The sequence below is a fragment of the Mesorhizobium sp. HAY1-8B genome (assembly GCF_056868045.1).
The window spans coordinates 6,847,869-6,870,205 of record NZ_CP200321.1 but is presented as its reverse complement, the minus strand read 5'-3'; the positions used below and the strand labels follow the sequence as shown (position 1 = coordinate 6,870,205).

Sequence of the window (22,337 nt, the reverse complement as noted above, 5' to 3'; positions counted from 1 at the left end):
GCTCCGGTTCCCGGAAGCCGCCATTCTCGGTGTAGCCTGGCTTGAGTCTCAACACATCCTTGGCTCGTTTGAATATTAGGAATTTTTGATGACCGAAACGACGACACCGGAGATCCGGCTCTGGACCCCGGAGGGGTTTCGCGAGGACGAGTGGGCTCACGCCGAGAATGCGGACGCGCTTTCCGGCAATGGCCGCTTCATCCTGCCGCTGCAGGCATTCCTCGACCTTGATCCCGATGTGCGCCGGTCCGCCAAGGAGCGGCTCGGTGTCGTGTTACAGCCAGGCGATCAGCTCGAGAAGATCGCCGACCTGCTCGACCAGCTGTCGCTGGTGGCGCTGGTCTTCCCGGCCTTCAGCGATGGGCGCTCCTTCTCCAAGGCCGAACTGCTGCGCAGCCGCTATCATTTCGAAGGTGCCGTTCGCGCCACCGGCCAAGTGCTGGTCGACCCTTTGCCGCATATGCTGCGGCTCGGTTTCGACGAGTTCGAGATCTCGAATCCCGTGCTGCTGAAACGCCTGGAAGAAGGCCGCACCGGCGGGCTGGGCCTTTATTATCAGCCAACCGCGGTGCCGGAGCCCAAGGGCCCGAAATATTCCTGGCGGCGCCTTCGCAACAGCTGACGTTGGGGTAATTCCACACATCTTTACATAGGCCGTAATCGAGCTTTCTCTTGGTCATCCGGACGGAAACATCCGCTGGGTGCGAGGGAGGACGTCATGGATTTCGACTATGTCATCGCCGGTGGTGGGTCCGCCGGCTGCACGCTTGCCGCGCGGCTGTCCGAAGATCCATCGAAAACGGTCTGCCTGATCGAGGCCGGCGGCGCGGGCAGCAACCTTCTTGTCCGCGCGCCGGCAGGCATCATCGCCTTGTTGCCGGGCCGGCCGAAGATCAACAACTGGGCGTTCGAGACGGTGCCGCAGCAGGGGCTTGGCGGCCGCAAGGGCTACCAGCCGCGCGGCAAGGCGCTGGGCGGATCCAGCGCCATCAATGCCATGCTCTATACGCGCGGGCACCGCGGCGACTATGACGAATGGGCCGACCTCGGCTGCGACGGCTGGTCATGGGACGAGGTGCTGCCCTATTTCCGGCGGGCCGAAGGCAATCAACGCGGCGCTGATGCCCTGCATGGTGGTGACGGCCCGCTGCGTGTTGCCGAGCAGCAAGAGCCACGCCCGCTCTCCCGGGCCTTTGTCGAGGCCTGCGGCGAAAACCAGATCCGCCGCAACGATGATTTCAACGGGGTCGAACAGGAAGGTGCCGGACTTTATCAGGTGACGCAATTCTGGGGCGAACGCCGCAATGGCGAGCGCTGCTCGGCGGCCGCTGCCTATCTGCAGCCGGCCATGAACAGGTCGAACCTTACCGTCATCACTGGAGCGCATGCCACGGCGCTCATCCTCGACGGCAAGCGCGCCACCGGCGTGCGGTATCGAGCGGGGAAGAGCGAAGCCGTCGCGAAAGCCAGGCGCGAGGTGATCGTCTGTGGTGGCGCCTTCGGTTCACCTCAGCTCTTGTTGCTGTCGGGCATTGGCCCGGCTGCCGAGCTTGCCATGCACGGTATTCCGGTCATCCATGAACTGCCCGGTGTTGGCAAGAACCTGCAAGACCACCTCGATTTCATCATGGGCTGGACGTCCAAGGATGCCGACATGATGGGCATCGGCCTGCGCGGCCTACCTGGCCTGCTGCGGCACATTCTGCGCTGGCGGAAAGATGGGGGCGGGATGATCGCCACGCCCTATGCCGAAGGCGGCGCCTTCCTCAAATCCGATCCGGCGATAGAACGGCCCGACCTGCAACTGCATTTCTGTATCGCGATCGTCGATGATCATGGCCGCAAGCTGCATATGGGATATGGCTTTTCCTGCCATGTCTGCGTGCTGCGGCCGCATTCGCGCGGTGAGGTGGGGCTGTCGACTCATGATCCCATGGCACCGCCGCGCATCGATCCGCGCTTTCTTTCGGACGAACGCGACGCCGAGCTTTTGCTCAAGGGGGCCAGGATGATGCGCGGTATCCTGGAGGCACCGGCGCTGGCCAGATATCGCCACAAGGAAATCTACACCGCCGGTGTTTCGAGCGACGCGGAGTTGATGTCCCACATCCGTGCCCGCGCCGACACGATCTATCACCCGGCCGGCTCTTGCAAGATGGGCGTCGACGAGATGGCGGTGGTCGATCCGCAATTGCGGGTGCGCGGACTACAGGGGTTGCGGGTCGTCGACGCCTCGGTGATGCCGACGCTGATCGGCGGCAACACCAACGCGCCGACTATCATGATCGCTGAAAAAGCGGCGGATATGATCAGAGCAGCCGCTTGACTCCGGTCTTGCCCGACCCGTGATACTGCTTTTGTGCGCCATGAAGGGCCGCTCCGCCTCCGGGAAAGAAAATTGGTCGTACCAATTGTGCGATTTGCGCTTTTCCTTTTGTCGTCCTGCCCTTAGGATAAGTCTATTATTTCGCGGCCCGAAATAAATAAGGCTACAAGGGAGGAACCGGGAATGGCTGGCAAGAAAATATTGATGCTCGTTGGCGAGTTCAGCGAGGAGTATGAGATCTTCGTCTTTGAACAGGCCATGCATGCCGTCGGCCACACCGTGCATGTCGTCTGTCCGGACAAGAAGGCCGGCGATGTGCTGAAGACTTCGCTGCATGACTTCGAGGGCCACCAGACCTACACGGAAAAGCCCGGCCACGACTACATCCTCAACAAGACGTTTTCCGAGGTGGATCCGGCCAAGTACGATGCTGTCTACGCAGCGGGCGGACGCGGTCCCGAATACATCCGCATCGACAAGCGCGTGCAGGCGCTGGTGCGGCATTTCCACGAGGCCGGCAAACCGATCTTCACCATCTGCCATGGCGTGCAGATCCTGATTGCTGTCGACGGTGTGGTGCGGGGCAGGGAAGTCGCGGCACTGCACTATTGTGAGCCGGAGGTGACGCTGGCCGGCGGCATTTACATCGATGTCGCGCCGACCGGTGCCCATGTCGATGGCAATCTCGTTTCAGCCAAGGGCTGGCCGGGCCTGTCCAACTTCATCCGCGAATGCTTGAAGGTGCTGGGCACCGAGATCCGCCACGGCGAGATCCTGATGCGCGACGAGCGCCAAGCAGCCTGATCAGGCAATCGACCGCCGCGCGCCGTCGCGTGGCGGTCCTGCTATTTCTGGCTATTTTCTGGTTTTGACGCTATTCCCAAGGGAAAGCGGCCACGGGAAAACCGTTTCACACTTTCCTGGAATTGTTTAGGCAGAGGCTCGGGCCTCACGGAACGACACCAGTTTGCGGCGGTTTTCGTCCCACAATGCCAGTTTGACGCAGCGCAGGCTGTCGAGCAGCGTGACGCGGCCAATGCCGCGCAGTTCCGGATAATCCCGCAAAACTTCCTGCAGTCGGTAGCCCGGCACCTTGGCTGAGAGGTGATGGACGTGGTGGACGCCGATATTGCCGGTGAACCAGTTCAGCACCGGCGGCAGGTCGTAATAGGACGAGCCATGCAGGGCGGCATGCTGGAATTCCCAATCGTCATCCTTTGCCCATTCCGTCTCCTCGAACTGGTGCTGGACATAGAACAGCCAGATGCCGGCCGAGCCGGCGAGAACGACGATCGGCAGATGGACCACCAGGAACGCACCGGGGCCGAAGGCCCAGATAAGCAGGGCCGCCGCAAGCGCGATGGCGAGATTGGTGGTCATGGATGATACCCAGGGCGTCAAGCCGCCGCGCATCATGCCGACAGGCAGCCTCTGCGAAAAGATGAACAGCCAGATCGGTCCCAGACCGAACATCACCAGCGGGTGACGATAGAGACGATAGCCAAGGCGCCCGCGCCAGGACAATCGGCGGTATTCGGCAACGGTCAGCGTCAGGATGTCGCCCATGCCGCGCTCGTCGAGATTGCCAGCGCTGGCATGATGGGTCGCGTGGGCGCGCCGCCAGCAATCGTAGGGCGTCAGCGTCAGGACGCCGAGCGCGCGGCCGATCCAGTCGTCAGCATAGCGGTTGGCGAAGAAGGAGCCATGGCCGCAATCGTGCTGGATCATGAAGATACGCACCAGGAACCCGGCCGCCGGAAGGATCAGGATCAGCCCCCACCAATGGCCGTAGGCATAAGCGGCCGCGGACATGGCCCAGAGCGTGGCGAAAGGAATGAGGGTGATCGCGAGTTCGATGGCGCTGCGCCGCCGGTCCGGCTTCTTGTAGCGCGCCAGGATCTTCAGCCAGGCCCGCTTGCTGTTGGCGGCCGCGTCGGGGGAAATCATGTTCATCAGGAAGCATAGACGGAAGCGCTCCCCTCCCGCAAGATGACAATCACGCGAAATTACTGTGTGTAATTGTCGCGCGACATACCATCCCGGCATGGTTCTTTCAAATTCCGCAACGCCGGGAGACTGGGGCAGGTGGCTATCGGCGGCCGCCACCAAGGCTGTTTCTCTCCAGCCGGTCCAGCCGGTCAAGCAACTCGCTAAATCGGCTAGGAATGTCGGCTTCGGTGCGAAAAGCCGGCAAGGTGCGCAGAAAGCGTGTCATCGCCTCGGCACCGAACTGGCGCCTGACTTCGGTGGCGAGCTTTTCTCCTTTTTCTGCCTTGTCGCGAGTCATCATTTCAAAATCCTGTGTCGGCTTCGAAACTCCTCCAGCAAGGGAATGGTTCCCGCATCACGCCTCTGTGGCAAGCGAAGCCGGCAGGTAAGGTAAAGTTTGAATTAAAATCGAAGTAATGCGATTGGTCACGGTTCAGGCCGGTCCGGTGGCTTACCCCTTGATTTTTGGCCGCCAAACCTCGATATCGGGCACAAAATCCATACCATTCGAGATGACGGGAAACGGCGATGAGCGACCAGGCAAAAGACGAACGCGCGCCCAGTGAAGTCGAGGCGGCAGAGGCCAATGCCAAGCGCACTGAAGGCAGTATCGACGGCGATTACGAAGCGCTTGTGCGGCTGCTGAAGGAAAATGAAGAGCTCAAGGACCGCGCGCTGCGCGTCGCGGCCGAGATGGAGAATCTGCGCCGCCGCACCGCACGCGACGTGCACGACGCGCGCACCTATGCGGTTGCGAATTTCGCCCGCGACATGCTGTCGGTGTCGGACAATCTGCGCCGCGCACTGGACGCCATTCCCGCCGAGGCCAAGGCGTCAGGTGACGCCGGCTTCAAGGCGCTCATCGAAGGCGTCGACCTGACCGAGCGCGCCATGCTGTCGGCGCTGGAACGGCACGGGGTCAAGAAACTCGCGCCTGAAGGCGAGAAATTCGATCCCAATTTCCACCAGGCAATGTTCGAAGTGCCCAATCCCGACGTTCCGGCCAACACGGTGGTCCAGGTCGTGCAGCCGGGCTATTCGATCGGCGAACGGGTGCTGCGCCCGGCCATGGTCGGCGTCGCCAAAGGCGGCCCGAAAATCGCCGCCGAGGCGCCGGTCGAGCCGGGGCCGGTGAATGAGCAGGCGGAGAAAGATGCTTAGTAAAGGCCGTAGAGCAGTAGGGCAGGGAACACTGGGGGGCCGTATCAATCGTCTGGCTTCGTGTTATCTATAATACATACTGTGCCCTATTCCCTTACTCCCTACTGCCTCAGCCATGTATCCCATCGCCCTTCTCGACTATGCCGGCGTTGCCGTTTTCGCGGCGACCGGGGCGTTGGCTGCGTCGCGCAAGCAACTCGACATTATCGGTTTCCTGTTCCTGGCCAGCGTCACCGGCATTGGGGGCGGCACGTTTCGCGACCTCATCCTCAATGTGCCGGTCTTCTGGGTGGGAAATCGTGACTATGTACTCATCTGCGCTGTCGTTGCGGTCTTGGTCTTCTTCACCGGGCACCGTGTCGAATCCCGCTACAAGCTGCTGCTGTGGCTCGACGCCATCGGGCTGGCCGCCTTTTCGGTGATGGGCGCGGCGAGAGGCCTGGCAATCACCGGTTCGCCTGTGGTTTCGATCATCACCGGTATGCTGACCGCGACCTTTGGCGGCATATTGCGCGATCTCCTGGCCGGTGAGCCTTCCGTGCTGCTGCGGCCGGAAATCTACGTCACGGCGGCCTTGGCCGGCGCCGCCATCTTCACTCTGGGCGATGTCGCCGGATTGCCGCAGATTGTTTCGGGGTTGGCCGGCTTTGTCGTGGCGCTTGCCGTGCGCGGTGGCGCGCTGCGTTTTGGCTGGTCGTTTCCGTCGTACAGGAGCCGGCCGGGAAGGCGGCCGGAGGATATTCCGTGAAAAGGAAACGAGTAGAGAATAGGGAGCAGCCAATAGGGATGACAGCCCGCAGGATTGCGGCGTAGCTCTCGCTATTCGCTATGCCGCGAAACGCTGCGCTTCTCCGCCATAGTAGTTGACGTAGCGGGCGCCGATCTCCTTGACCGGCATAACCACGAACACGTCAACCGTCGAGAATTCACGGTCGACGACGCAGCCGTCGCCGATGCGGGCGCCGACCCTCAGATAGCCCTTGACCAGAGGCGGCATCGCCGCGATCGCCGCCTTGGCGCTGACCGCCTCGATCGGCATCAGGTCCATGGAGCAATAGCGCCCGGATACCGCGCGCACATCCCAGGCCGAGTTGGTGCGGCAGTGATGGGCGAGATAGGTGAGCGCCTCGGCGTGTGCGGCCGGCACTGTGCCGTGGAAGGAAGCGCAGCCGGTCATCACGCCGATTTCGTAGTGATTGATGTAGGCCCAGATGCCTTGCCACAGCGCCTCGATGGTGCGCTTCGAGCGGTATTCAGGCAAAACACAGGAACGGCCGAGTTCGAGAAAACGCTGGCCGGGGTGGCGGGCGATGAGCTTGGTCAGCTCGAATTCGCCTTCGGAATAAAAGCCTCCGGCAGCGGCCGCGATTTCTTGCCGCAGCAGCCGGTAGGTGCCGACGATGCGGCGATGCTCGGGGCCGGAAATCGAGTTGTCGAAGACAAGCAGATGATCGCAGAGCGGATCGAACCGATCCGCGTCACGGCGGTCCTGCGCCTGGAACAGATCCTTCCTAGCGCCAAGCTCATCATAGAAGACCCGATAGCGCACTTCCTGCGCGGCCGCGATCTCGGCCTCGTTGCGGGCAAGCCGCACTTCGAGATTGCCGATACGGCCGAGCGCTGCGCCTTTTATGACGGAATCGACATTACGTCCGGCAAGCAAGGCGCTGCTGGCGTTCGGCCGAGTGTCACATTCCGGCATAACTGTATGCACGAGTGATTCTCCTTCGAGCCATCCCTCTTGGCACGGGGATACGGTGTAGGTGCAACAGGATTGTGACAGTACCGTGATACGGCGTCGCGGGCAATACTTCGTCGGCTGGCGAAAACGGTCAACCGGCTACGTTAGATGAGAAGACATGAAGCGTATCGCGTCCACGCGGGGCGCGGCGACGCGCTTCATGCTCCCTGTTTCCATGCATGTCCTCCCAGCGAAACCAGGGGTCACTTTTGGTTGACATGCATTGGCCGCGCGCCAGAAAACCGGTTCAAGCGGCGACCTGGCCCTCGACGGCGTTGACCAGCGCATCGGGGTCGAGCGGCTTGGTGACAAAGCCGCTGGCGCCGTGGGCGAGCACCGCATGGCGGGTCTTTTCCTGGCTGTCGGCCGACAGCACCATGATCGGCACCGGCGGGACCGACGTTTCCTCCTCATGGCGGCGTATCGCGGCAATCGCGTCCAGCCCATCCATGACAGGCATGTGCAGGTCCATCAGCACCACGTCGAAGCGATGCTTGTGCCCGGCGCTGGTGACGGCCTCGACGGCGGCCTTGCCATTGCCGACCACCTTGACGCGGTGTCCTGCCTTCAACAGCGTGGCGCGGGCCAGCATGGCATTGATGTCGTTGTCCTCGGCGATTAGCACGGACAGGCCCTGCTGTCGGTCAATCGGGGTGCGAAGCGCCGGGGCGCGGCACTTTTTCGGCTGTGGCTGCGCAAGCGCCGGTGCATGGCTGGTCAAAAGGACACGCAAAAGTGTTCCTCCGCGCACCGGCCGGGCAAGGAACGTCGCGTAGCCACTGGCGCGGAACTCGCCAAGCATGCCGCGGTCCGTCGGCGCTATCAGCGTGACGGCTTCGCAATCGGAAAAGCCGCTTAGGCGCAGCCGCTTGAGCAGCCTCCCGTCGCTCTCTTCCATGGCCGCGTCGACCAGGAGCACGTCACAGCCGTCGGCCAGGGACGCGGCCTGCGCCACGGTGGCGGCGATACCGGCCGTACCGCCGTTGGCGCGGATGGTGCGGGCGATGGCGTCGGCCTCGACGGCGTTCCTGGACAGGATCACCGCATGCCTGCCGGCAAGCGCATCCTGCCGGCCCTGCGGCGCGTCGGTGGCTTCCGTGGCCGGGATTTCGAAGACGAAGTCCGACCCTTGGCCAAGCCGGCTGGAGACCGAAATCGTGCCGCCCATGGCAGTCACCAGGCGCTTGGAGATGGCAAGTCCCAGTCCCGCCCCGCCATGCGTGCGCGTCGAGGTGCCGTCCGCCTGCTCGAACTCCTCGAAAATGCGCTCCATGTCCTCGTCGCGCAGGCCGGGACCGGTATCGGCGATGGTGAAGCAGATGCGATCGCTGGTCTCGGTGCGGGCGCGCGCGATGCTGACCAGCACGCCGCCGCTGTCGGTGAACTTGATGGCGTTTCCGATGAGGTTGAGTAACACCTGCCTGACCCGGCCCGGGTCGGCGGTGATCATCTGCGGGACATCCGGCTCGACGTGACAGCCGAGGCCGATATCCTTGGCGAAGGCGCGCGCGGCGAGCAATTCGATAATGTTGTCGGCGATCTCGCGCACCGACATCGGCTGCGGTTCCGGATCGAAGCGACCGGCCTCGATCTTGGAATAGTCGAGCAGGTCCTCGATCAGGGCGAGCAAGGCACTGGCCGAGGTCGAGATGGCGCCGACATAGGTCTGCTGCTCCGGCGACAGGCTGGTGTCGGCGAGCAGCCTGGCCATGCCCATGATGCCGTTCATCGGCGTGCGGATTTCATGGCTGACGGTGGCGAGAAAGCGCGATTTCGCCTGGCTTGCGAATTCGGCTCTTTCGCGCGCGGTGATCAGCGAGGATTCGGCGCGCTTGCGGGCTGTGATGTCGCGAGCGATGGCGCGATGCGAAACCGCGCCGCTGTCCTTGTCGCGCACCGACAGTTCGATCCACGAGAACCAGCGCGATCCGCCCGGCGTGCGGATGGCGACATCGGTGGAGCTCAGGCACTCGTGATCGGAGAAGGCGGCATCGGGAACGATGCCGACCTCGATGCCGAGTTCGGCCAGGGTCTTGCCGGCAAGATCGCGATGATCCGCTTCGACGAGATCGGCGAACACCTTGTTGGCGTAGACGATATTGCCGTCGCGATCGCGATGGATGACGAGATCGCCAAGCGCGTCGATGAGACCGCGAAAGCGCTCCTCGCTTTCCTGCATTTCCCACATGCGGTCGGCCAGCGTCTCGATCTCGGCGCGGCTACGGGCGGTGGTCTCGTCCAGCAGCACCACGGTGCGATGGACACTGCGTCTGGCATGCAGATGCAGCGCAAGGCCGGCGAGGCCGGTTGCCAGCAATGCGAGGCTGATGAAGATCGGCGCCCCGGTCAGATGCGCAAGGCCGGCCAGTATCACGATGGCAACGAAGGTGAGCAGCGGCAGTCCTTCCCGCCTGGCCAATTGCTGCTCGGGCACCAGCGGCGGCGCGGCGATAAAGCGCCGCGCCGCCGGCGGCGCGGCAACCGCATCGACGTCGTCGCCCTTGCTTGCCTGCTGGCTGTCGGATTCCGCGATCATGCGAAACCCTTGCCAGACAGAGATTATGGAAAATTGCGGCGGATCGTTCGAATTTTAGCGGATAGGGCGTTTTTGCCCCGGTAGCGGCGGATTTGCCACCGGATATGGCAATTCCGTCCGCTGCCTGCGACCGGCCAGGCAGGTCTACATGTCGACGACGACGCGACCGCGGATCTTGCCGTCGACGATGTCACGCGCGGCATCGATGATGCCGTCGAAGCCGATAGTCGTGGACAGGCTGGCGAGCTTCTCCAGGTCGAGATCTGCGCCGATACGCCGCCAGGCCTCCAGCCGCACAGCCTTCGGTGCCATCACCGAATCGATGCCAAGCAGCGAGACGCCGCGCAGGATGAAGGGGGCGACGCTCGACGGCAGATCCATGCCGCCGGCCAGGCCGCAGGCCGCCACGGCGCCGCCATAGGAGGTCATCGACAGGACGTTGGCCAGCGTATGGCTGCCGACCGAATCGATGCCGCCGGCCCAGCGCTCCTTGGCCAGCGGCTTGGCGGGCTGGCTGAGCTCGTCACGCGAAATCACCTCAGCGGCGCCGAGGTTGATCAGATAAGGGCTTTCGGCATTGCGGCCGGTCGATGCAATGACATGGTAACCGAGGCTGGACAGGATGGAGACCGCGACCGAACCGACGCCGCCAGCGGCACCCGTCACCACAACCGGGCCGCGGTCGGGAAGGATGCCGTGCCGCTCCAGCGCCACGACGCAGAGCATGGCGGTATAACCGGCGGTGCCGACCGCCATCGCGTCGTGCGCGCTGATGCCATCCGGCAGCGGCACCAGCCAGTCGCCCTTGACGCGGGCGCGCCCGGCATAGGCGCCGAAATGCGTTTCGCCGACGCCCCAGCCGTTCAGGATGACCTTGTCTCCCTTGCGCCAGTCGGGATTGGAGGACGAAATCACTGTTCCGGCAAGATCGATGCCCGGCACCAGGGGCCAGCGGCGGACCACCGGCGCCTTGCCGGTGATGGCCAACCCGTCCTTGTAGTTCACCGTCGTCGCCTCGACCGCGACGGTGACGTCGCCTTCCATCAGGTCGGCTTCGGTGAGATCCGTCACGGCGACCGACTGTTTCTTGTCGGCGTCGCGCGAGATGAGGATGGCTTTGAAGGTTTCGGACATCTTTTTCTCCGCGAGCTTGCTTGTCGGTCTGGACTGTGCGGCGACGGCCGCGCGGGGTCAATCTTTGGAAGGCTTGGCGTTCGAAGGCTTGGCGTTCGAAGGCTTGGGCTCGCGCCGCCAGCCGATGAGCTCGTCGAAGACGACCAGTGCCGCGCCCACGGAAATGAAGGCGTCCGCGAAATTGAAGACGGCAAAGGACCAGACCGGCGTGTGGAACAGGATGTAATCGATGACGTGGCCGTAGACGGCGCGGTCGATCAGATTGCCCAGAGCGCCACCGATGATCAGGGCGAATCCGGTGCGGGCGATGACATGGGCCGATGGCGTGAGGGTGGCGAGGTAGAGCACGAAGGCAACGACCAGTACGGCGATGACCACCAGGCCGGTGTCGCCGAAGGAGGAAAACATCGAGAAGGCGATGCCGGTGTTGTAGGTGCGAAACAGCGCCAGGAACGGCAGCAGATCGACTTTTTCCTGAAAGGGCAGGCCGGTCTCGACCAGATGCTTTATCCACTGATCAAGCGCTATGGCCGCGACGATGAGCAGCGCGTAGGGGGACCATGATCTCACGGGCTGGCAACCTTCATTGCTGGTCGGCGATTGGCTCGAGCTTCAGCGCGCCGCGCCGGATCTCGAACAGCATGATGCCGGTGGCGACGGCGAGATTGAGCGAATCGGCACGGCCCGCTTGCGGGATCCTGAGCAATCGGTCGCAACTCGCCGCCAGGCTTTCGGGCAGGCCCTGCTGCTCATTGCCCATCATCAGCAGAACCGGCCCACGGGAAAAATCGACCGAGCGATAATCGACGGCACCCTTCAGATGCGTGCCGGCGACCAGGCCTGAAAAACCGCCGCGCCAGGCCAGGAAAGCCTCTGTCGTCGCCTTGGCCACCGGCACGGCGAAGATGGACCCCATGGTGGCGCGCACCGTTTCCACGGAAAACGGATCGGTGGTGTCGCCGACCAGGATGATGCCCTTGGCGCCGACGGCATCGACGGTGCGGATGACGGTGCCGAGATTACCGGGATCGCGCACCCTGTCGAGCGCCACCCAGACGTCGCCATTGTCGGCGCGGATGTCCTTCAGGGCCAGGAATTTCTGCGAGAAGACGCCGACCACCATTTGCGGATTGTCACGGCGGGTGATGGCGACAAGCACCTTTTCCGACACTTCGAGCACTGTGCCGCCGGCGGCAACCGTGCGTGCCGCCACCTTTTCCACAGCCGCATTGCCTCGCCCTGCCTTGGCGAACACAAGCGTCCTGATCTGCCAGCCAAGGTCGAGCGCATCGATGACCAGTTTCAGCCCCTCGGCCATGAAGGCGTTCTGTTGGTCGCGGAATTTCTTCAGGGCGAGCGCCTTGATGTCCTTGACCAGCGGGTTGGCGAGGCTGGTGACTTCCTTCACCTGGCCGGGTGCGCCTGCGTGCCGCTCGTTCATTCAGGACTCCGGGGCATTCAGGCCACCCAACGCGAAAACAATGAGGTCGAAAGCGCTCTGCCGGCGGACTTTTCACGGATAATCAACTCGCCCGATTCAACCTTGCCGCCCATGCCGGCAAACGTGTCGCGCATCAAAGCGTGGATGGCGAAGAAGGAGGCGCGGATCGAATAGGCGGTCAGCACCACGGCAAGCGGTTTCGGCGTCAGGATCGCGCGGCAGAGGTCGGTGAGCGCCGGCAGATCCTCGAACAATTGCCAGACCTCGCCCTTGGGGCCGCGGCCATAGGCTGGCGGATCGAAAAGCACGATATCGTAGCGGCTGCCGCGGCGCTCCTCGCGCTCGGCGAATTTCACCGCATCGTCGACGATCCAGCGGATCGGCTTCTTGCCGAGTCCGGCCATTTCCTGGTTTTCACGCGCCCAGCCGATCGCCTTTTTCGAGGCATCGACATGGGTGACCTCGGCGCCGGCGCGGGCCGCCACCAAGGAGGCAAGACCGGTGTAGCCGAACAGGTTCAGTACCTTCACCGGTCGCCTGGCCGCCGCGATCAGCCCGGCCATGTGGTCCCAGTGCGAGGCCTGTTCGGGAAACACGCCGACATGGCGAAACGAGGTGAAACGGCCGAGATAGTCGATGCCGTCATGCTTCATCGGCCAGGTCTCGCCAAGCGGCGTCCTGGGGAAACGCCAGCGGCCGATGCCTTCCTCGTCGGTGTCGCCGGTGAAGATGGCGTCGGCACGTTCCCAGTCCTTGGCCGGCAGGGCCTTCTGCCAGATCGCCTGCCCCTCGGGCCGCACGATGCGGTAGGGGCCGTATTGTTCAAGTTTCTGGCCGGCACCGCTGTCGAGCAGCGCATAATCGGCATTCGGCGCCACTTCGAGGATGAGCGGAAGCTGCTCGGCCGGCAGGACGCCGTCACGACGGGCAAGGATGCGCGGCGCCGATTTCGGCGCGGGCTGGCTCTCCGCTTTCAAGTCACGCGCTTCGCGCGGTCTGGCGTCCGGCCGCGCCGCGCCACGTGCCTCGTGCGGACGCACTTCTCCGGTTCCGCCTTTGGCGGGCGGGCGGCTGTCGCGGCGTTTGTCGCGAAAAGACTTCAAGCGGGGGCATCTCCGAGCGGCGTGCCGCTTTTGGCATAGGGCAACCAGCTTCGCAACCAAGTCCGCCGCTGCCACCTCTCCTGTTCATGTCGGTCAGAGATGGACCGATGTCAAAGAAACAGGCAAATCTGCTGGATGTCCCGCTCCGAACGCCTCCTCGACCTCATCCAGTGCTTGCGCCGACACCGCCGGCCGGTGAGCGGACAGGCGCTGGCCGATGAGCTCGGGATTTCCATTCGAACGCTGTACCGCGACATCGCCACGCTGCAGGGGCAGGGCGCGCCGATCGAGGGGGAGGCAGGCCTGGGCTATGTGCTCAAGCCCGGCTTCATGCTGCCGCCGCTGATGTTCAGCGACGACGAGATCGAGGCGATCGTGTTAGGCTCGCGCTGGGTCGCCAAGCAGCCGGACCAGCGCCTCTCGGCCGCAGCCGCCAATGCGCTGGCCAAGATCGCGGCCGTGCTGCCGGATGATTTGCGTGAGGATCTCGACGCCTCCACCCTGCTGGTCGGGCCGACGGCGCACGCCATGGAGGGCATTGATCTCGGCACGGTGCGGCAGGCCATCCGCAACGAGCGAAAACTCGGCTTTCTCTACCGCGACGCCGGCGGTGTGGCCTCGCAACGTGTCGTCTGGCCATTCGCGCTCGGTTTCTTCGACAAGGTTCGGGTGGTGGTGGCGTGGTGCGAGATGCGGCAGGATTTCCGGCATTTTCGCACCGATCGCATATCCGGCCTCAACCCCATCGATACGCGCTATCCGCGCCGCCGCCAGGTGCTGCTCATGGAATGGCGGGCGACGCTCGACAAGCCGCGCGGGTCATGAGGCTGCTGCCAGAATCTGACAGTAGCCTATTCTAGGTTCGGCGCATCGAAACTGGACCGCGGAGAGTACACATGACCACCCCGAATCTCGTCATCCTCTATGTCGACCAGCCGCTGCGGAGCGGTGCCTTCTACAGCGCGCTGCTTGGTCGCGAGCCGGTCGAAAGCGCGCCGACCTTCGTGCTGTTCGTGCTCGACAACGGCTTCAAGCTCGGCCTCTGGTCGCGTCATACCGTGGAGCCGGCGGCAGAAGCGGCGGGTGGCGGCGCTGAGATCGTGTTTGCACTGGAGGCGCCGGAAGCGGTCGACGCCATCCATGCCGACTGGTCGGGGCGTGGCTTGAAGATCCTGCAGGCGCCGACCGACATGGATTTCGGCCGCACTTTCGTTGCGCTCGATCCCGACAATCACCGCTTGCGCGTCTACTGGCTGTCGGATGGGGAACAAAAATGAGCGCGTACTGGATCGCAGTGGCGTCGGCGGAACATGTCCGGCGCGGCCGCAAGGACGGCTTCATGCAGGTCAACCACGGCAAGGCAGCGCCGTTGCGTCGCGTCAAGCCCGGCGATGGTGTCATCTACTATTCGCCAACCACCGTTTTGGGCGAAAAGGACGGTCTGCAGGCTTTCACCGCAATCGGCACCGTGCGGGAAGGAGAGCCCTATCAAGGCGAAATGGGCGGCGGCTTCACGCCGTTCCGCCGCGACGTCGAGTGGATGGCGGCTGAAGAAGCGCCGATCAAGCCGCTGCTCGACCGGCTGGACTTCACCGCCGGCAAGGCGAACTGGGGATATCAGCTGCGCTTCGGCCTGTTCGAAGTCACCGATCACGATTTTCGTCTGATCGCCGACGCGATGGGTGCCGAAATGCGGAGGACGGTGAGCTAGGCCTTCAGCGCGTTATAAACGGCAATGCCAGCGGCAAGGTCCTCCAGCGCCTCGCCAACCGACTTGAACAGCGTGATCTCGTCAGGGCTCCCGCGGCCTTTCCTCTGGCCGCGCGCCAGTTCGTGCAAATCGGCGACGATGGCGTCCGGCTTCAGCAGGCCGGAGGCCAGTGGCTGGACGATGTCGCCGGCTTCCTTGGTGGCGCCGGCGCGGGTGTCGACATAGACCCGGGCACGGGCGATCGCGTCATCATCGCTTTCGCGCATTGTCGGGGTGAAGCCGCCGACCAGGTCGACATGGGTTCCAGGCCGTAGCAGCGCGCCCTTGATCAGCGGCGTGGTGGTGATTGTCGCCGAGGAGACGATGTCGGCCTGGCCAAGCTCGGCATCGAGGTCGGTCGCGGCGCTGGCGGCGAAGCCTTCGGCGCACAAATCGGCCGCGACTTTCTCAGCGTTGGCGGGGGTGCGGTTCCAGATGCGGATGCTTTTTATCGGCCGCACCGCCGAATGCGCCCTGGCGAGGAACGGCGACAGGGCGCCAGCACCGATCACAAGCAGCCGCGAGGCATCGTCGCGGGCGAGGTAGGACGCCGCCAGTGCCGAAGCACAAGCCGTGCGCCACTGAGTCAGGCGCTGGCCGTCGATCAAGGCTTCCGGTTCGCCGGTGCTGCCGTTGAGCAGGAGATAGAGCCCCATCACGGCGGGCTTGCCGATGGCGTTGTTGTCGGGTGAGACGGTGACGATCTTGACGCCGATATGGCCACCGGAAGACGTGCCGGCGGCGTTGAAATCGGTCCATGCCGGCATCAGCAGCAGGGTCGAGGCCTCGCCGTCGGGCCGTTCGACCGCGTGATGATGCCTGACGGGCTGTACCGCCCCGTCACGGAAAGCCGCGCGCAACGTCTCGACCAGTCCGGGAAAGGTCAGCGCACGGTCGACCTCGGCGGCCGAAATGGTCAGCATGAAAAGCTCCGTGGAAGGAAAGGCGCCGGCAGGCCGTTCAATTGGTCGGCTTTGGCAATGCCGAACCTTGGGCCGAACCTTGGGCCGATCCCTGGGCTGAGCCCTGGAGCGGTCCCTGTGCTGCCGACGGAGCGCGACTGACCGCCTGCCGCAGGTTTTCCGCCTCGACGCCGCGCTGGCGCGCCAGCTTGCGGTAGCGGCCCTGCTTGACCCAGGTTGCCAGGCTGCCGACGATCATGCCGATGGCGAGCGCCAGGAACAGGAAAATGAACAGCGGCAAGGTGAGCGTCAGCTTCGGATTGCCGGGATTGAAAGGGTCCAGCGTGAAGGCAACGAGTTCGCGGTTGGCGACGGCAAGCGCGATCAGGATGATCGCCAGGGGCACGAAGACCACGATGAGCATGAAGCGATTGAGCATGATTTCTTCCGTGCAAGTTGGCCGGATAAGGCCGTCTGGCGCTGACGCCGCGCCTACTTGCCGCCGTTCAGCCTTTCGCGCAGTTCCTTGCCGGTCTTGAAGAACGGCACCCATTTCTCCTCGACCTCGACGGATTCGCCGGTGCGCGGGTTGCGGCCGGTGCGGGCGGGGCGGTTTTTCACCGAAAAGGCACCGAAGCCGCGCAGCTCGACCCGGTTGCCTTCGGCAAGGGCGTCGGTGATCTCATCGAAGATCGCGCCGACGATGTTTTCGACGTCGCGCAGGAAAAGATGCGGATTGCGCGTGGCAATAATCTGCACAAGTTCGGACTTGATCATCAGACGGGTCCCCGTGAAAGCAGTTCGGTCAAAATTATGAGGATGATTTTATTGGCTTTTTCAGCTGTCCCAAACGGCGCTCAAGGGTGCCAGACGGAAACGAGGCCGTCAAGAAACAAGCGGTCGGCACCAAGTTCGTGGATGACATCACCGCTGTAATCCGGCAGGCCGAGGGCGCTGCCGATCGTTTTCACCATGGCTTTTGACCACAGGAAACTGCCGCGCCGTTCCGTGTCCTTCCACTCGACCACCTTGAGGTTGGCGTCGACCCCCTTGGTCGCCAGCCAGTTGATCGCCTCGGTCTCGCCACCGACGGCGTCAATCAATCCGTTGGAAACACCCTGGCGGCCGGTGAAGATCGATCCGTCGGCGAGCGCCAGCGCCTGTTCGTGCGTCATCTTGCGGCGCTCGGCGACGATGCCGACAAACCAGTCGTAGCTGTCGAGGATAAGCTTGCGGACCATGGCGCGCTCGTCGTCATTGGTCGGCTTGAAGGGAGAGGGAGAAGCCTTGAGGGGCGAGGATTTCACTTCCTCCAGCTTGACGCCGAGCTTGTCCATCAGGCCGCTGACGTCAGGGTACTGGATCAGCACGCCAATCGAGCCGACGATCGAGGTCTTGCGGGCTACGATGTGGTCGGCCGCACTGGCAATCATATAGCCCGCCGATGCGGCGAGCGTGCCGACTTCCGCCACCACCGGCTTGTCGGCGGCCAGCTTGCGCACTTCCTCGTAGATCGATTCACCACCGACGGTGGTGCCGCCGGGTGAATCGATCGCAAGGATCACGCCTTTCACTTTCGACGACTCGCGGATGTTCTCCAGCCGCTTGATCAGTTCCTCGTCCTCGGTGATGGTGCCTTCGATCCTGACCTTGGCGATATGGTCGACGGCCGAGCCGCCGAGATCGTCGCCGTAGAGCCAGGCCGACAGCGCAATCACCCCAAGTGCCACGATGCCGATGGCCACAACACGCCAGAATGTCAGCTTGCGCCGCAAGCGGCGGCGGTCGATCAGGTCGTCGGCTCTCAATGCCATGGTCAGCCTCACAGTCGGCGGGAAGAGACGCTTTTAGACCATGATGTCCTTATCGGGAAGCAGTTCCGTCTTCGGCAATCCCGACGCTGTCTGTTTTGTGACTGGCCTGCGCAGGGGACGCAAGGTAAGGGGAGGGACGGCAGTGATGAAAAAACGGCGCAAGGACGTGCATTTCTGCTATGAAGTATCGGTTGTTGTGCTGACCTCGTTTTCGTTTGTACAACCACAGTTGTCACATTTTTGCGGTTTTCGTGGGCTTGTGCTTGCTTGAAGGCGCCGGCCCCCCACCTATAGGCGGTGCTCCCTGGCGGGCAGGGGTCTAGAAGAAAGCAGTCATGTTAGCGCGATCGAATGAACCGACCAGCCCCGAGATGGAGTTGGCTCCCCCGGCGGATGGCTGGACGCGGGGCGAGGCGTTCGACCGCGCCCAGCGTCATTCGCGCCGCGTGCGCGTGCTCAAATTCGCCGTGCCCCTGGCCGCAGCGCTGATCGCCGTCGCCTTCCCGGTCTATTCCTATCTGGCCGCACCCGTCTCCGTCGCGGTGCAGGCGGACGGCACCGCTTTTTCCAACGGCAAGCTGGTGATGGCCAATCCCAAGCTCAACGGGTTCACCAAGCAGAAGCAGCCGTATTCCATGACGGCCCTGCGGGCAATACAGGACGTCAGCACACAAGGCATCATCGAGCTCGAAGGCATAGACGCCAAAGTACCGGTCGGGCCCGACAATGTGGCGGCGGTCAAAGCGTCGCGCGGTACCTACGATCGCGACGGCAACACGATGAAATTGAACAGCGACGTCGTGATCACCACGACCGACGGCATGCAAGCCAAGTTCAAATCGGTCTTCCTCGACATGGGCAAAGGCACTATGAAGACGGATGATCCCGTCGATGTCAGCCGTGGCGGGTCACAGATCACAGCGAATTCCCTGACGGTCCAGGACAACGGCAAGGTCCTGGTGTTCGAGAACAGGGTGCGCGTCAACATCGATCCCGCCGCTCTGAAGGCGGCTGAGGCAAAGGGCGAAGAAGCGAATGTGGCTCAATAGTTCGACACGGCTTGCGGCCGCAACTTCGGCGCTGCTCCTGCTGGGCCTCGTGCCGTCGCTGGCACAGTCCGGTGCCACCAGTCAGGTGTCAGGCCTGAAACTGGCGGGCGACAAGCCGATCCAGATCGAAAGCGACAAGCTGGAAGTCCGGCAGGCCGAAAATGTCGCCATTTTCACGGGCAATGTCACCGTCGTCCAAGGGCCGACACTGATGAAGGCCGGCAAGATGATGGTCTATTACATCAAGGATCCCAATGCCGCGGCCAAGGGCACGGAAGCCGCTGGCGCGGCGATGACCGGCTCGGCCAACATCGATCATCTGGAGATCTCAGACAAGGTCTACATCAAGTCGGATCAGCAGGTCGCGACCGGCGATCAGGGCAGCTTCGACATGAAGAGCCAGGTGCTGGTCCTTTCGGGCAAAAAGGTCGTTCTGTCTCAGAACGACAACGTCCTGGTCGGCTGCAAGCTCACCGTGCAGATGAAAAGCGGGCTAGCCCAGGTTGATCCATGCGCTGGGCAACGTGTCCAGATGTCGATCACCCCGCCGCCGAAATCGGATGCGCCGAAATCCGGAGCGACGAACCCCTGATGGCCAGCCTGTCATCGCTGACGGCGCGTCTTCCGGGGCGGACCGCAGGCAAGGTTTCGGCTCCGGCCACGATCACCGTCGACAAGACGAAGTTCAAGGGAACCTTGATCGCCAAGGGCCTGACCAAGAGCTACAAGGGCCGCAAGGTGGTCAGTGGCGTCACACTTGGCGTGCGTGCCGGCGAAGCCGTCGGGCTGCTCGGCCCCAACGGTGCCGGCAAGACGACCTGTTTCTACATGGTCACCGGCCTTGTGCCAGTGGATGAAGGCACGATCGAGATCGACGGCTTCGACGTGACCTCGATGCCGATGTACCGCCGCGCGCGTCTCGGTATCGGCTATCTGCCGCAGGAGGCGTCGATCTTCCGCGGCCTCAACGTCGAGCAGAATATCCGTGCCGTGCTCGAAGTGGTCGAAAAGGACCGCAAGGTGCGCGAGCGCAATCTCGACGAACTGCTCGAGGAGTTCCACATCAGCCATCTGCGCAAGGCGCCATCCATGTCGCTTTCCGGCGGCGAGAGGCGGCGCCTGGAGATCGCGCGTGCGCTGGCGACGCGCCCGGCCTACATGCTGCTCGACGAGCCCTTTGCCGGCATCGATCCGATCGCCGTCGCCGATATCCAGCAACTGGTTCGCCACCTGACGGCGCGCGGCATCGGTGTCCTCATCACCGACCATAATGTACGCGAGACGCTTGGCCTGATCGACCGCGCCTACATCATCCATGCGGGCCAGGTGCTGACCCATGGCCGCGCCGACGAAGTGGTGGCGAACCCGGATGTGCGGCGGCTCTATCTCGGCGAGGGTTTTACGCTCTGACTTTTTCCACACAATTCTGGACGGGAAGCCCTGACGCTGTCTTCCGTCCGGAATTGCCTTGGGCGTGAAATTTGTTTCCTGACACGATTTTTTGCGCGCGACGGCCTGATTTTCGGCGATTTTGCTCCGGCATAACGCTCCGGTAAGCGGCTTTTGCTAGGCTTTGCCTTGACAAGCAAAAGCCGGGCCAGTTTCTATGGACGGCCGTGAAATTCATTTCCGGAAGTCCGGACGCGTAGAGGAGGCGTTTGAAACCAAACCATGGCGTTGGCGGCGAAACTACAGCTCCGACAGTCGCAGTCGCTGGTGATGACGCCGCAGCTGATGCAGTCGATTCGCCTGCTGCAGTTCACCCATGTCGAGCTCGAGCACTTCATCGACGAGGAAATCGAGCGCAACCCGCTTCTGGAGCGCGCCGAGCCGCAGGACGACGCCGCGAGCGACCAGGCGCAGAAGATCGACGCGGAGCCGCAAGCGGCCGCCGATGACGACTGGTTCGAGAAGGAGGCCGGATGGAGCGCCGAGGCGATTTCGGAAAAACTCGACACGTCGCTGGAAAACCTGTTTCCCGACGATCCCGGCACCAGTGAGCGGCTCGGGCCTGACCTGACCGCGCAATGGAAGTCGGCTTCGGGCAGTAGCGGCGGTTCGTCGTCCGAGGGGCTCGACGCCGGCGACATGGCGGCGAGCGCCATCACCTTGCGTGACCATGTTGGCGAGCAGGTGGCACTCGCCTTTGCCGATCCCGCGGCCCGGCTGATCGCGGGCGAACTCGCCGATGGCCTGGACGAGACCGGCTATGTCAGGGTCGATCTCGCGGAGATCGCCACGCGTCTGGGCACTGACGCTGCGAGCGTGGCCAAGGTGCTGGCGGTGTGCCAGTCTTTCGAACCAGCCGGCCTGTTCGCCCGTGACCTTGCCGAATGCCTTTCGCTGCAGCTTGCGGTGCGCGACCGCCTCGACCCGGCGATGAAGGCCCTGGTCGCCAATCTGGAGCTCCTGGCGCGGCGCGATTTCCAGACACTGAAGCGGATCTGCGGGGTCGACGAGGAGGATTTGCTCGACATGCTGGCCGAGATCCGGGCCCTCGATCCGCGCCCGGGCATGGCGTTTTCGGGCGGTGCGAGCGACGCCATCGTCGCCGATGTCGAGGTGCGCGCGGCCAATGACGGTAGCTGGACCGTCGAACTCAACGCCGAAACGCTGCCGCGCGTGCTGGTCGACCATATCTATTTCGCCCAGGTGTCGCCGCATGCGAAGAACCAGGCGGAAAAGGATTTCCTGGCGGAGTGCCTGCAAAACGCCAACTGGCTGACGCGCAGCCTGGACCAACGGGCAAAGACGATCCTCAAAGTGGCGTCGGAAATCGTGCGCCAGCAGGATGCCTTCTTGGTTCACGGCGTGCGCCAGCTGAAGCCGCTCAATTTGCGCACGGTGGCCGACGCCATCGGCATGCACGAATCGACCGTCAGCCGCGTCACCGCCAACAAATACATGCTGACCCCGCGCGGCGTGTTCGAGCTGCGCTATTTCTTCACCGCCTCGATCGCCGCGTCGGGCGGCGGCGACGCGCATTCCTCGGAAGCGGTGCGGGACCGCATCAAGCAGCTGATCGACGAGGAGAAACCCGTCGACGTTCTGTCCGACGATGCGATCGTCGATATGCTCAGGGAAAGCGGCGTCGATATCGCCCGGCGTACGGTCGCCAAGTACCGGGAAGGCATGAATATTCCGTCTTCCGTGCAGCGCCGGCGCGAAAAGCGGGCGCTCGCCAGTGCCGGCCGCTAAGGCAATTCCTGGAAAAGTGTGAAGCGGTTTTCCCACAGGAATTGCGTCGGTACAAAGAGGTGAAGCGGTTCGGTGTTTCCGTGAAGCGATGGACTGCTCCAAGCACTCCTGATTTTCCACAGCTTTCGAGCTTCATTGACAAGCCCTGGGGAAGTGGCTAGAAGCCCGCCCGCATGAGACGGGCCCGATGCCC

The 22,337-nt window shown here is 63.3% G+C and carries 24 protein-coding genes; 12 read left to right on the top strand and 12 right to left on the bottom strand.

Going from position 1 to position 22,337, the window contains the following annotated elements; genetic code table 11:
* Positions 1–88: 88 nt before the first annotated feature.
* The 3 genes from AC1VON_RS33040 (at position 89) to AC1VON_RS33030 (ending at position 3,130) form a co-directional block, all read left to right on the top strand.
* Positions 89–622, top strand: a complete 534-nt coding sequence (locus AC1VON_RS33040) for a DUF934 domain-containing protein (RefSeq protein ID WP_483126180.1) — start codon at positions 89–91, stop codon at positions 620–622.
* Between the two features lie 96 nt (positions 623–718).
* Positions 719–2,326: a GMC family oxidoreductase gene (locus AC1VON_RS33035; protein ID WP_483126179.1), complete on the top strand. Its 1,608-nt coding sequence runs from the start codon at positions 719–721 to the stop codon at positions 2,324–2,326.
* Positions 2,327–2,509: 183 nt separating this feature from the next.
* Positions 2,510–3,130 (top strand): DJ-1/PfpI family protein, encoded by a 621-nt coding sequence (locus AC1VON_RS33030; RefSeq protein ID WP_140772059.1) that lies wholly within the window; start codon positions 2,510–2,512, stop codon positions 3,128–3,130.
* Between the two features lie 126 nt (positions 3,131–3,256).
* On the opposite strand, the gene AC1VON_RS33025 is transcribed toward AC1VON_RS33030, so the two are convergent.
* Both AC1VON_RS33025 and AC1VON_RS33020 read right to left on the bottom strand, forming a co-directional pair.
* Complete coding sequence (locus AC1VON_RS33025; protein WP_172348566.1) at positions 3,257–4,279, bottom strand: fatty acid desaturase; 1,023 nt, start codon at positions 4,277–4,279, stop codon at positions 3,257–3,259.
* Positions 4,280–4,415: 136 nt separating this feature from the next.
* The gene (locus AC1VON_RS33020; protein WP_172348567.1) at positions 4,416–4,616 is read right to left on the bottom strand and encodes a hypothetical protein; all 201 of its coding nucleotides are present in this window, start codon (positions 4,614–4,616) and stop codon (positions 4,416–4,418) included.
* A gap of 227 nt (positions 4,617–4,843) precedes the next feature.
* Between AC1VON_RS33020 and grpE the strand changes: the two genes are divergently transcribed.
* Both grpE and AC1VON_RS33010 read left to right on the top strand, forming a co-directional pair.
* Positions 4,844–5,476, top strand: a complete 633-nt coding sequence (gene grpE, locus AC1VON_RS33015; protein WP_172348568.1) for a nucleotide exchange factor GrpE — start codon at positions 4,844–4,846, stop codon at positions 5,474–5,476.
* 115 nt (positions 5,477–5,591) lie between these two features.
* Entirely contained in the window at positions 5,592–6,224 is a 633-nt protein-coding gene (locus tag AC1VON_RS33010; RefSeq protein ID WP_483126178.1) for a trimeric intracellular cation channel family protein, read from the top strand.
* A gap of 78 nt (positions 6,225–6,302) precedes the next feature.
* On the opposite strand, the gene olsB is transcribed toward AC1VON_RS33010, so the two are convergent.
* The 6 genes from olsB to AC1VON_RS32980 all read right to left on the bottom strand — a co-directional run bounded on the left by olsB (position 6,303) and on the right by AC1VON_RS32980 (position 13,431).
* The gene (gene olsB / locus AC1VON_RS33005; RefSeq protein WP_172348569.1) at positions 6,303–7,190 is read right to left on the bottom strand and encodes a l-ornithine N(alpha)-acyltransferase; all 888 of its coding nucleotides are present in this window, start codon (positions 7,188–7,190) and stop codon (positions 6,303–6,305) included.
* Between the two features lie 274 nt (positions 7,191–7,464).
* Positions 7,465–9,753 carry a PAS domain-containing hybrid sensor histidine kinase/response regulator gene (locus tag AC1VON_RS33000; protein WP_172348570.1) on the bottom strand — a complete coding sequence of 763 codons (2,289 nt, stop codon included), beginning with the start codon at positions 9,751–9,753 and terminating at the stop codon, positions 7,465–7,467.
* 144 nt (positions 9,754–9,897) lie between these two features.
* Positions 9,898–10,887 (bottom strand): acrylyl-CoA reductase (NADPH), encoded by a 990-nt coding sequence (gene acuI / locus AC1VON_RS32995; RefSeq protein ID WP_483126177.1) that lies wholly within the window; start codon positions 10,885–10,887, stop codon positions 9,898–9,900.
* Positions 10,888–10,944: 57 nt separating this feature from the next.
* A complete protein-coding gene (gene lspA / locus AC1VON_RS32990; RefSeq protein WP_483126176.1) occupies positions 10,945–11,457 on the bottom strand; it encodes a signal peptidase II in 513 nt (170 codons plus the stop codon).
* Positions 11,458–11,470: 13 nt separating this feature from the next.
* Positions 11,471–12,328: a TrmH family RNA methyltransferase gene (locus tag AC1VON_RS32985; protein WP_140772048.1), complete on the bottom strand. Its 858-nt coding sequence runs from the start codon at positions 12,326–12,328 to the stop codon at positions 11,471–11,473.
* Between the two features lie 17 nt (positions 12,329–12,345).
* Positions 12,346–13,431 carry an RsmD family RNA methyltransferase gene (locus AC1VON_RS32980; RefSeq protein ID WP_483126175.1) on the bottom strand — a complete coding sequence of 362 codons (1,086 nt, stop codon included), beginning with the start codon at positions 13,429–13,431 and terminating at the stop codon, positions 12,346–12,348.
* A gap of 135 nt (positions 13,432–13,566) precedes the next feature.
* Between AC1VON_RS32980 and AC1VON_RS32975 the strand changes: the two genes are divergently transcribed.
* From AC1VON_RS32975 to AC1VON_RS32965, 3 genes are all read left to right on the top strand, one after another.
* A complete protein-coding gene (locus tag AC1VON_RS32975) occupies positions 13,567–14,256 on the top strand; it encodes a helix-turn-helix transcriptional regulator (RefSeq protein WP_483126174.1) in 690 nt (229 codons plus the stop codon).
* Positions 14,257–14,327: 71 nt separating this feature from the next.
* A complete protein-coding gene (locus tag AC1VON_RS32970; protein ID WP_483126173.1) occupies positions 14,328–14,708 on the top strand; it encodes a VOC family protein in 381 nt (126 codons plus the stop codon).
* Complete coding sequence (locus AC1VON_RS32965; protein WP_483126172.1) at positions 14,705–15,142, top strand: EVE domain-containing protein; 438 nt, start codon at positions 14,705–14,707, stop codon at positions 15,140–15,142. The genes AC1VON_RS32970 and AC1VON_RS32965 overlap by 4 nt, the downstream gene beginning before the upstream one ends.
* Here AC1VON_RS32965 and lhpI read toward each other — a convergent pair.
* The 4 genes from lhpI to sppA form a co-directional block, all read right to left on the bottom strand.
* The gene (gene lhpI, locus AC1VON_RS32960; RefSeq protein ID WP_483126171.1) at positions 15,139–16,104 is read right to left on the bottom strand and encodes a bifunctional Delta(1)-pyrroline-2-carboxylate/Delta(1)-piperideine-2-carboxylate reductase; all 966 of its coding nucleotides are present in this window, start codon (positions 16,102–16,104) and stop codon (positions 15,139–15,141) included. The two genes, AC1VON_RS32965 and lhpI, sit on opposite strands and share 4 nt — an antisense overlap.
* A 37-nt stretch (positions 16,105–16,141) precedes the next feature.
* Complete coding sequence (locus AC1VON_RS32955) at positions 16,142–16,522, bottom strand: cyclin family protein (protein WP_172348578.1); 381 nt, start codon at positions 16,520–16,522, stop codon at positions 16,142–16,144.
* Between the two features lie 53 nt (positions 16,523–16,575).
* On the bottom strand, positions 16,576–16,860 hold the full coding sequence (locus AC1VON_RS32950) for an integration host factor subunit beta (protein ID WP_006200394.1): 285 nt from the start codon (positions 16,858–16,860) through the stop codon (positions 16,576–16,578).
* A gap of 80 nt (positions 16,861–16,940) precedes the next feature.
* Entirely contained in the window at positions 16,941–17,897 is a 957-nt protein-coding gene (gene sppA, locus AC1VON_RS32945) for a signal peptide peptidase SppA (protein WP_483126170.1), read from the bottom strand.
* Between the two features lie 335 nt (positions 17,898–18,232).
* Here sppA and lptC point away from each other — a divergent pair, with 335 nt between their 5' ends.
* The 4 genes from lptC (at position 18,233) to rpoN (ending at position 22,144) form a co-directional block, all read left to right on the top strand.
* Positions 18,233–18,946 (top strand): LPS export ABC transporter periplasmic protein LptC, encoded by a 714-nt coding sequence (gene lptC, locus AC1VON_RS32940; RefSeq protein ID WP_140772036.1) that lies wholly within the window; start codon positions 18,233–18,235, stop codon positions 18,944–18,946.
* The gene (locus AC1VON_RS32935; RefSeq protein ID WP_483126169.1) at positions 18,933–19,538 is read left to right on the top strand and encodes an LptA/OstA family protein; all 606 of its coding nucleotides are present in this window, start codon (positions 18,933–18,935) and stop codon (positions 19,536–19,538) included. Before lptC ends, AC1VON_RS32935 begins: the two co-directional genes overlap by 14 nt.
* On the top strand, positions 19,538–20,356 hold the full coding sequence (gene lptB, locus AC1VON_RS32930; protein WP_172348581.1) for an LPS export ABC transporter ATP-binding protein: 819 nt from the start codon (positions 19,538–19,540) through the stop codon (positions 20,354–20,356). The genes AC1VON_RS32935 and lptB overlap by 1 nt, the downstream gene beginning before the upstream one ends.
* Before the next feature lie 261 nt (positions 20,357–20,617).
* Positions 20,618–22,144, top strand: a complete 1,527-nt coding sequence (gene rpoN / locus AC1VON_RS32925; protein ID WP_172348582.1) for an RNA polymerase factor sigma-54 — start codon at positions 20,618–20,620, stop codon at positions 22,142–22,144.
* Positions 22,145–22,337: the final 193 nt, after the last annotated feature.

What these genes read in the sequence shown, in the direction of transcription:
- AC1VON_RS33000 (WP_172348570.1), bottom strand. Translation starts at nt 9,753, where the DNA reads ATGATCGCGGAATCCGACAGCCAGCAGGCAAGCAAGGGCGACGACGTC.
- AC1VON_RS33040 (WP_483126180.1), top strand. Translation starts at nt 89, where the DNA reads ATGACCGAAACGACGACACCGGAGATCCGGCTCTGGACCCCGGAGGGG.
- lptC (WP_140772036.1), top strand. Translation starts at nt 18,233, where the DNA reads ATGTTAGCGCGATCGAATGAACCGACCAGCCCCGAGATGGAGTTGGCT.
- AC1VON_RS32950 (WP_006200394.1), bottom strand. Translation starts at nt 16,860, where the DNA reads ATGATCAAGTCCGAACTTGTGCAGATTATTGCCACGCGCAATCCGCAT.
- lptB (WP_172348581.1), top strand. Translation starts at nt 19,538, where the DNA reads ATGGCCAGCCTGTCATCGCTGACGGCGCGTCTTCCGGGGCGGACCGCA.
- AC1VON_RS33020 (WP_172348567.1), bottom strand. Translation starts at nt 4,616, where the DNA reads ATGATGACTCGCGACAAGGCAGAAAAAGGAGAAAAGCTCGCCACCGAA.
- sppA (WP_483126170.1), bottom strand. Translation starts at nt 17,897, where the DNA reads ATGGCATTGAGAGCCGACGACCTGATCGACCGCCGCCGCTTGCGGCGC.
- rpoN (WP_172348582.1), top strand. Translation starts at nt 20,618, where the DNA reads ATGGCGTTGGCGGCGAAACTACAGCTCCGACAGTCGCAGTCGCTGGTG.
- AC1VON_RS32985 (WP_140772048.1), bottom strand. Translation starts at nt 12,328, where the DNA reads ATGAACGAGCGGCACGCAGGCGCACCCGGCCAGGTGAAGGAAGTCACC.
- AC1VON_RS32970 (WP_483126173.1), top strand. Translation starts at nt 14,328, where the DNA reads ATGACCACCCCGAATCTCGTCATCCTCTATGTCGACCAGCCGCTGCGG.
- AC1VON_RS33035 (WP_483126179.1), top strand. Translation starts at nt 719, where the DNA reads ATGGATTTCGACTATGTCATCGCCGGTGGTGGGTCCGCCGGCTGCACG.
- acuI (WP_483126177.1), bottom strand. Translation starts at nt 10,887, where the DNA reads ATGTCCGAAACCTTCAAAGCCATCCTCATCTCGCGCGACGCCGACAAG.
- AC1VON_RS33010 (WP_483126178.1), top strand. Translation starts at nt 5,592, where the DNA reads ATGTATCCCATCGCCCTTCTCGACTATGCCGGCGTTGCCGTTTTCGCG.
- AC1VON_RS33025 (WP_172348566.1), bottom strand. Translation starts at nt 4,279, where the DNA reads ATGAACATGATTTCCCCCGACGCGGCCGCCAACAGCAAGCGGGCCTGG.
- AC1VON_RS32955 (WP_172348578.1), bottom strand. Translation starts at nt 16,522, where the DNA reads ATGCTCAATCGCTTCATGCTCATCGTGGTCTTCGTGCCCCTGGCGATC.
- AC1VON_RS32975 (WP_483126174.1), top strand. Translation starts at nt 13,567, where the DNA reads ATGTCCCGCTCCGAACGCCTCCTCGACCTCATCCAGTGCTTGCGCCGA.
- AC1VON_RS33030 (WP_140772059.1), top strand. Translation starts at nt 2,510, where the DNA reads ATGGCTGGCAAGAAAATATTGATGCTCGTTGGCGAGTTCAGCGAGGAG.
- AC1VON_RS32965 (WP_483126172.1), top strand. Translation starts at nt 14,705, where the DNA reads ATGAGCGCGTACTGGATCGCAGTGGCGTCGGCGGAACATGTCCGGCGC.
- grpE (WP_172348568.1), top strand. Translation starts at nt 4,844, where the DNA reads ATGAGCGACCAGGCAAAAGACGAACGCGCGCCCAGTGAAGTCGAGGCG.
- AC1VON_RS32935 (WP_483126169.1), top strand. Translation starts at nt 18,933, where the DNA reads ATGTGGCTCAATAGTTCGACACGGCTTGCGGCCGCAACTTCGGCGCTG.
- lhpI (WP_483126171.1), bottom strand. Translation starts at nt 16,104, where the DNA reads ATGCTGACCATTTCGGCCGCCGAGGTCGACCGTGCGCTGACCTTTCCC.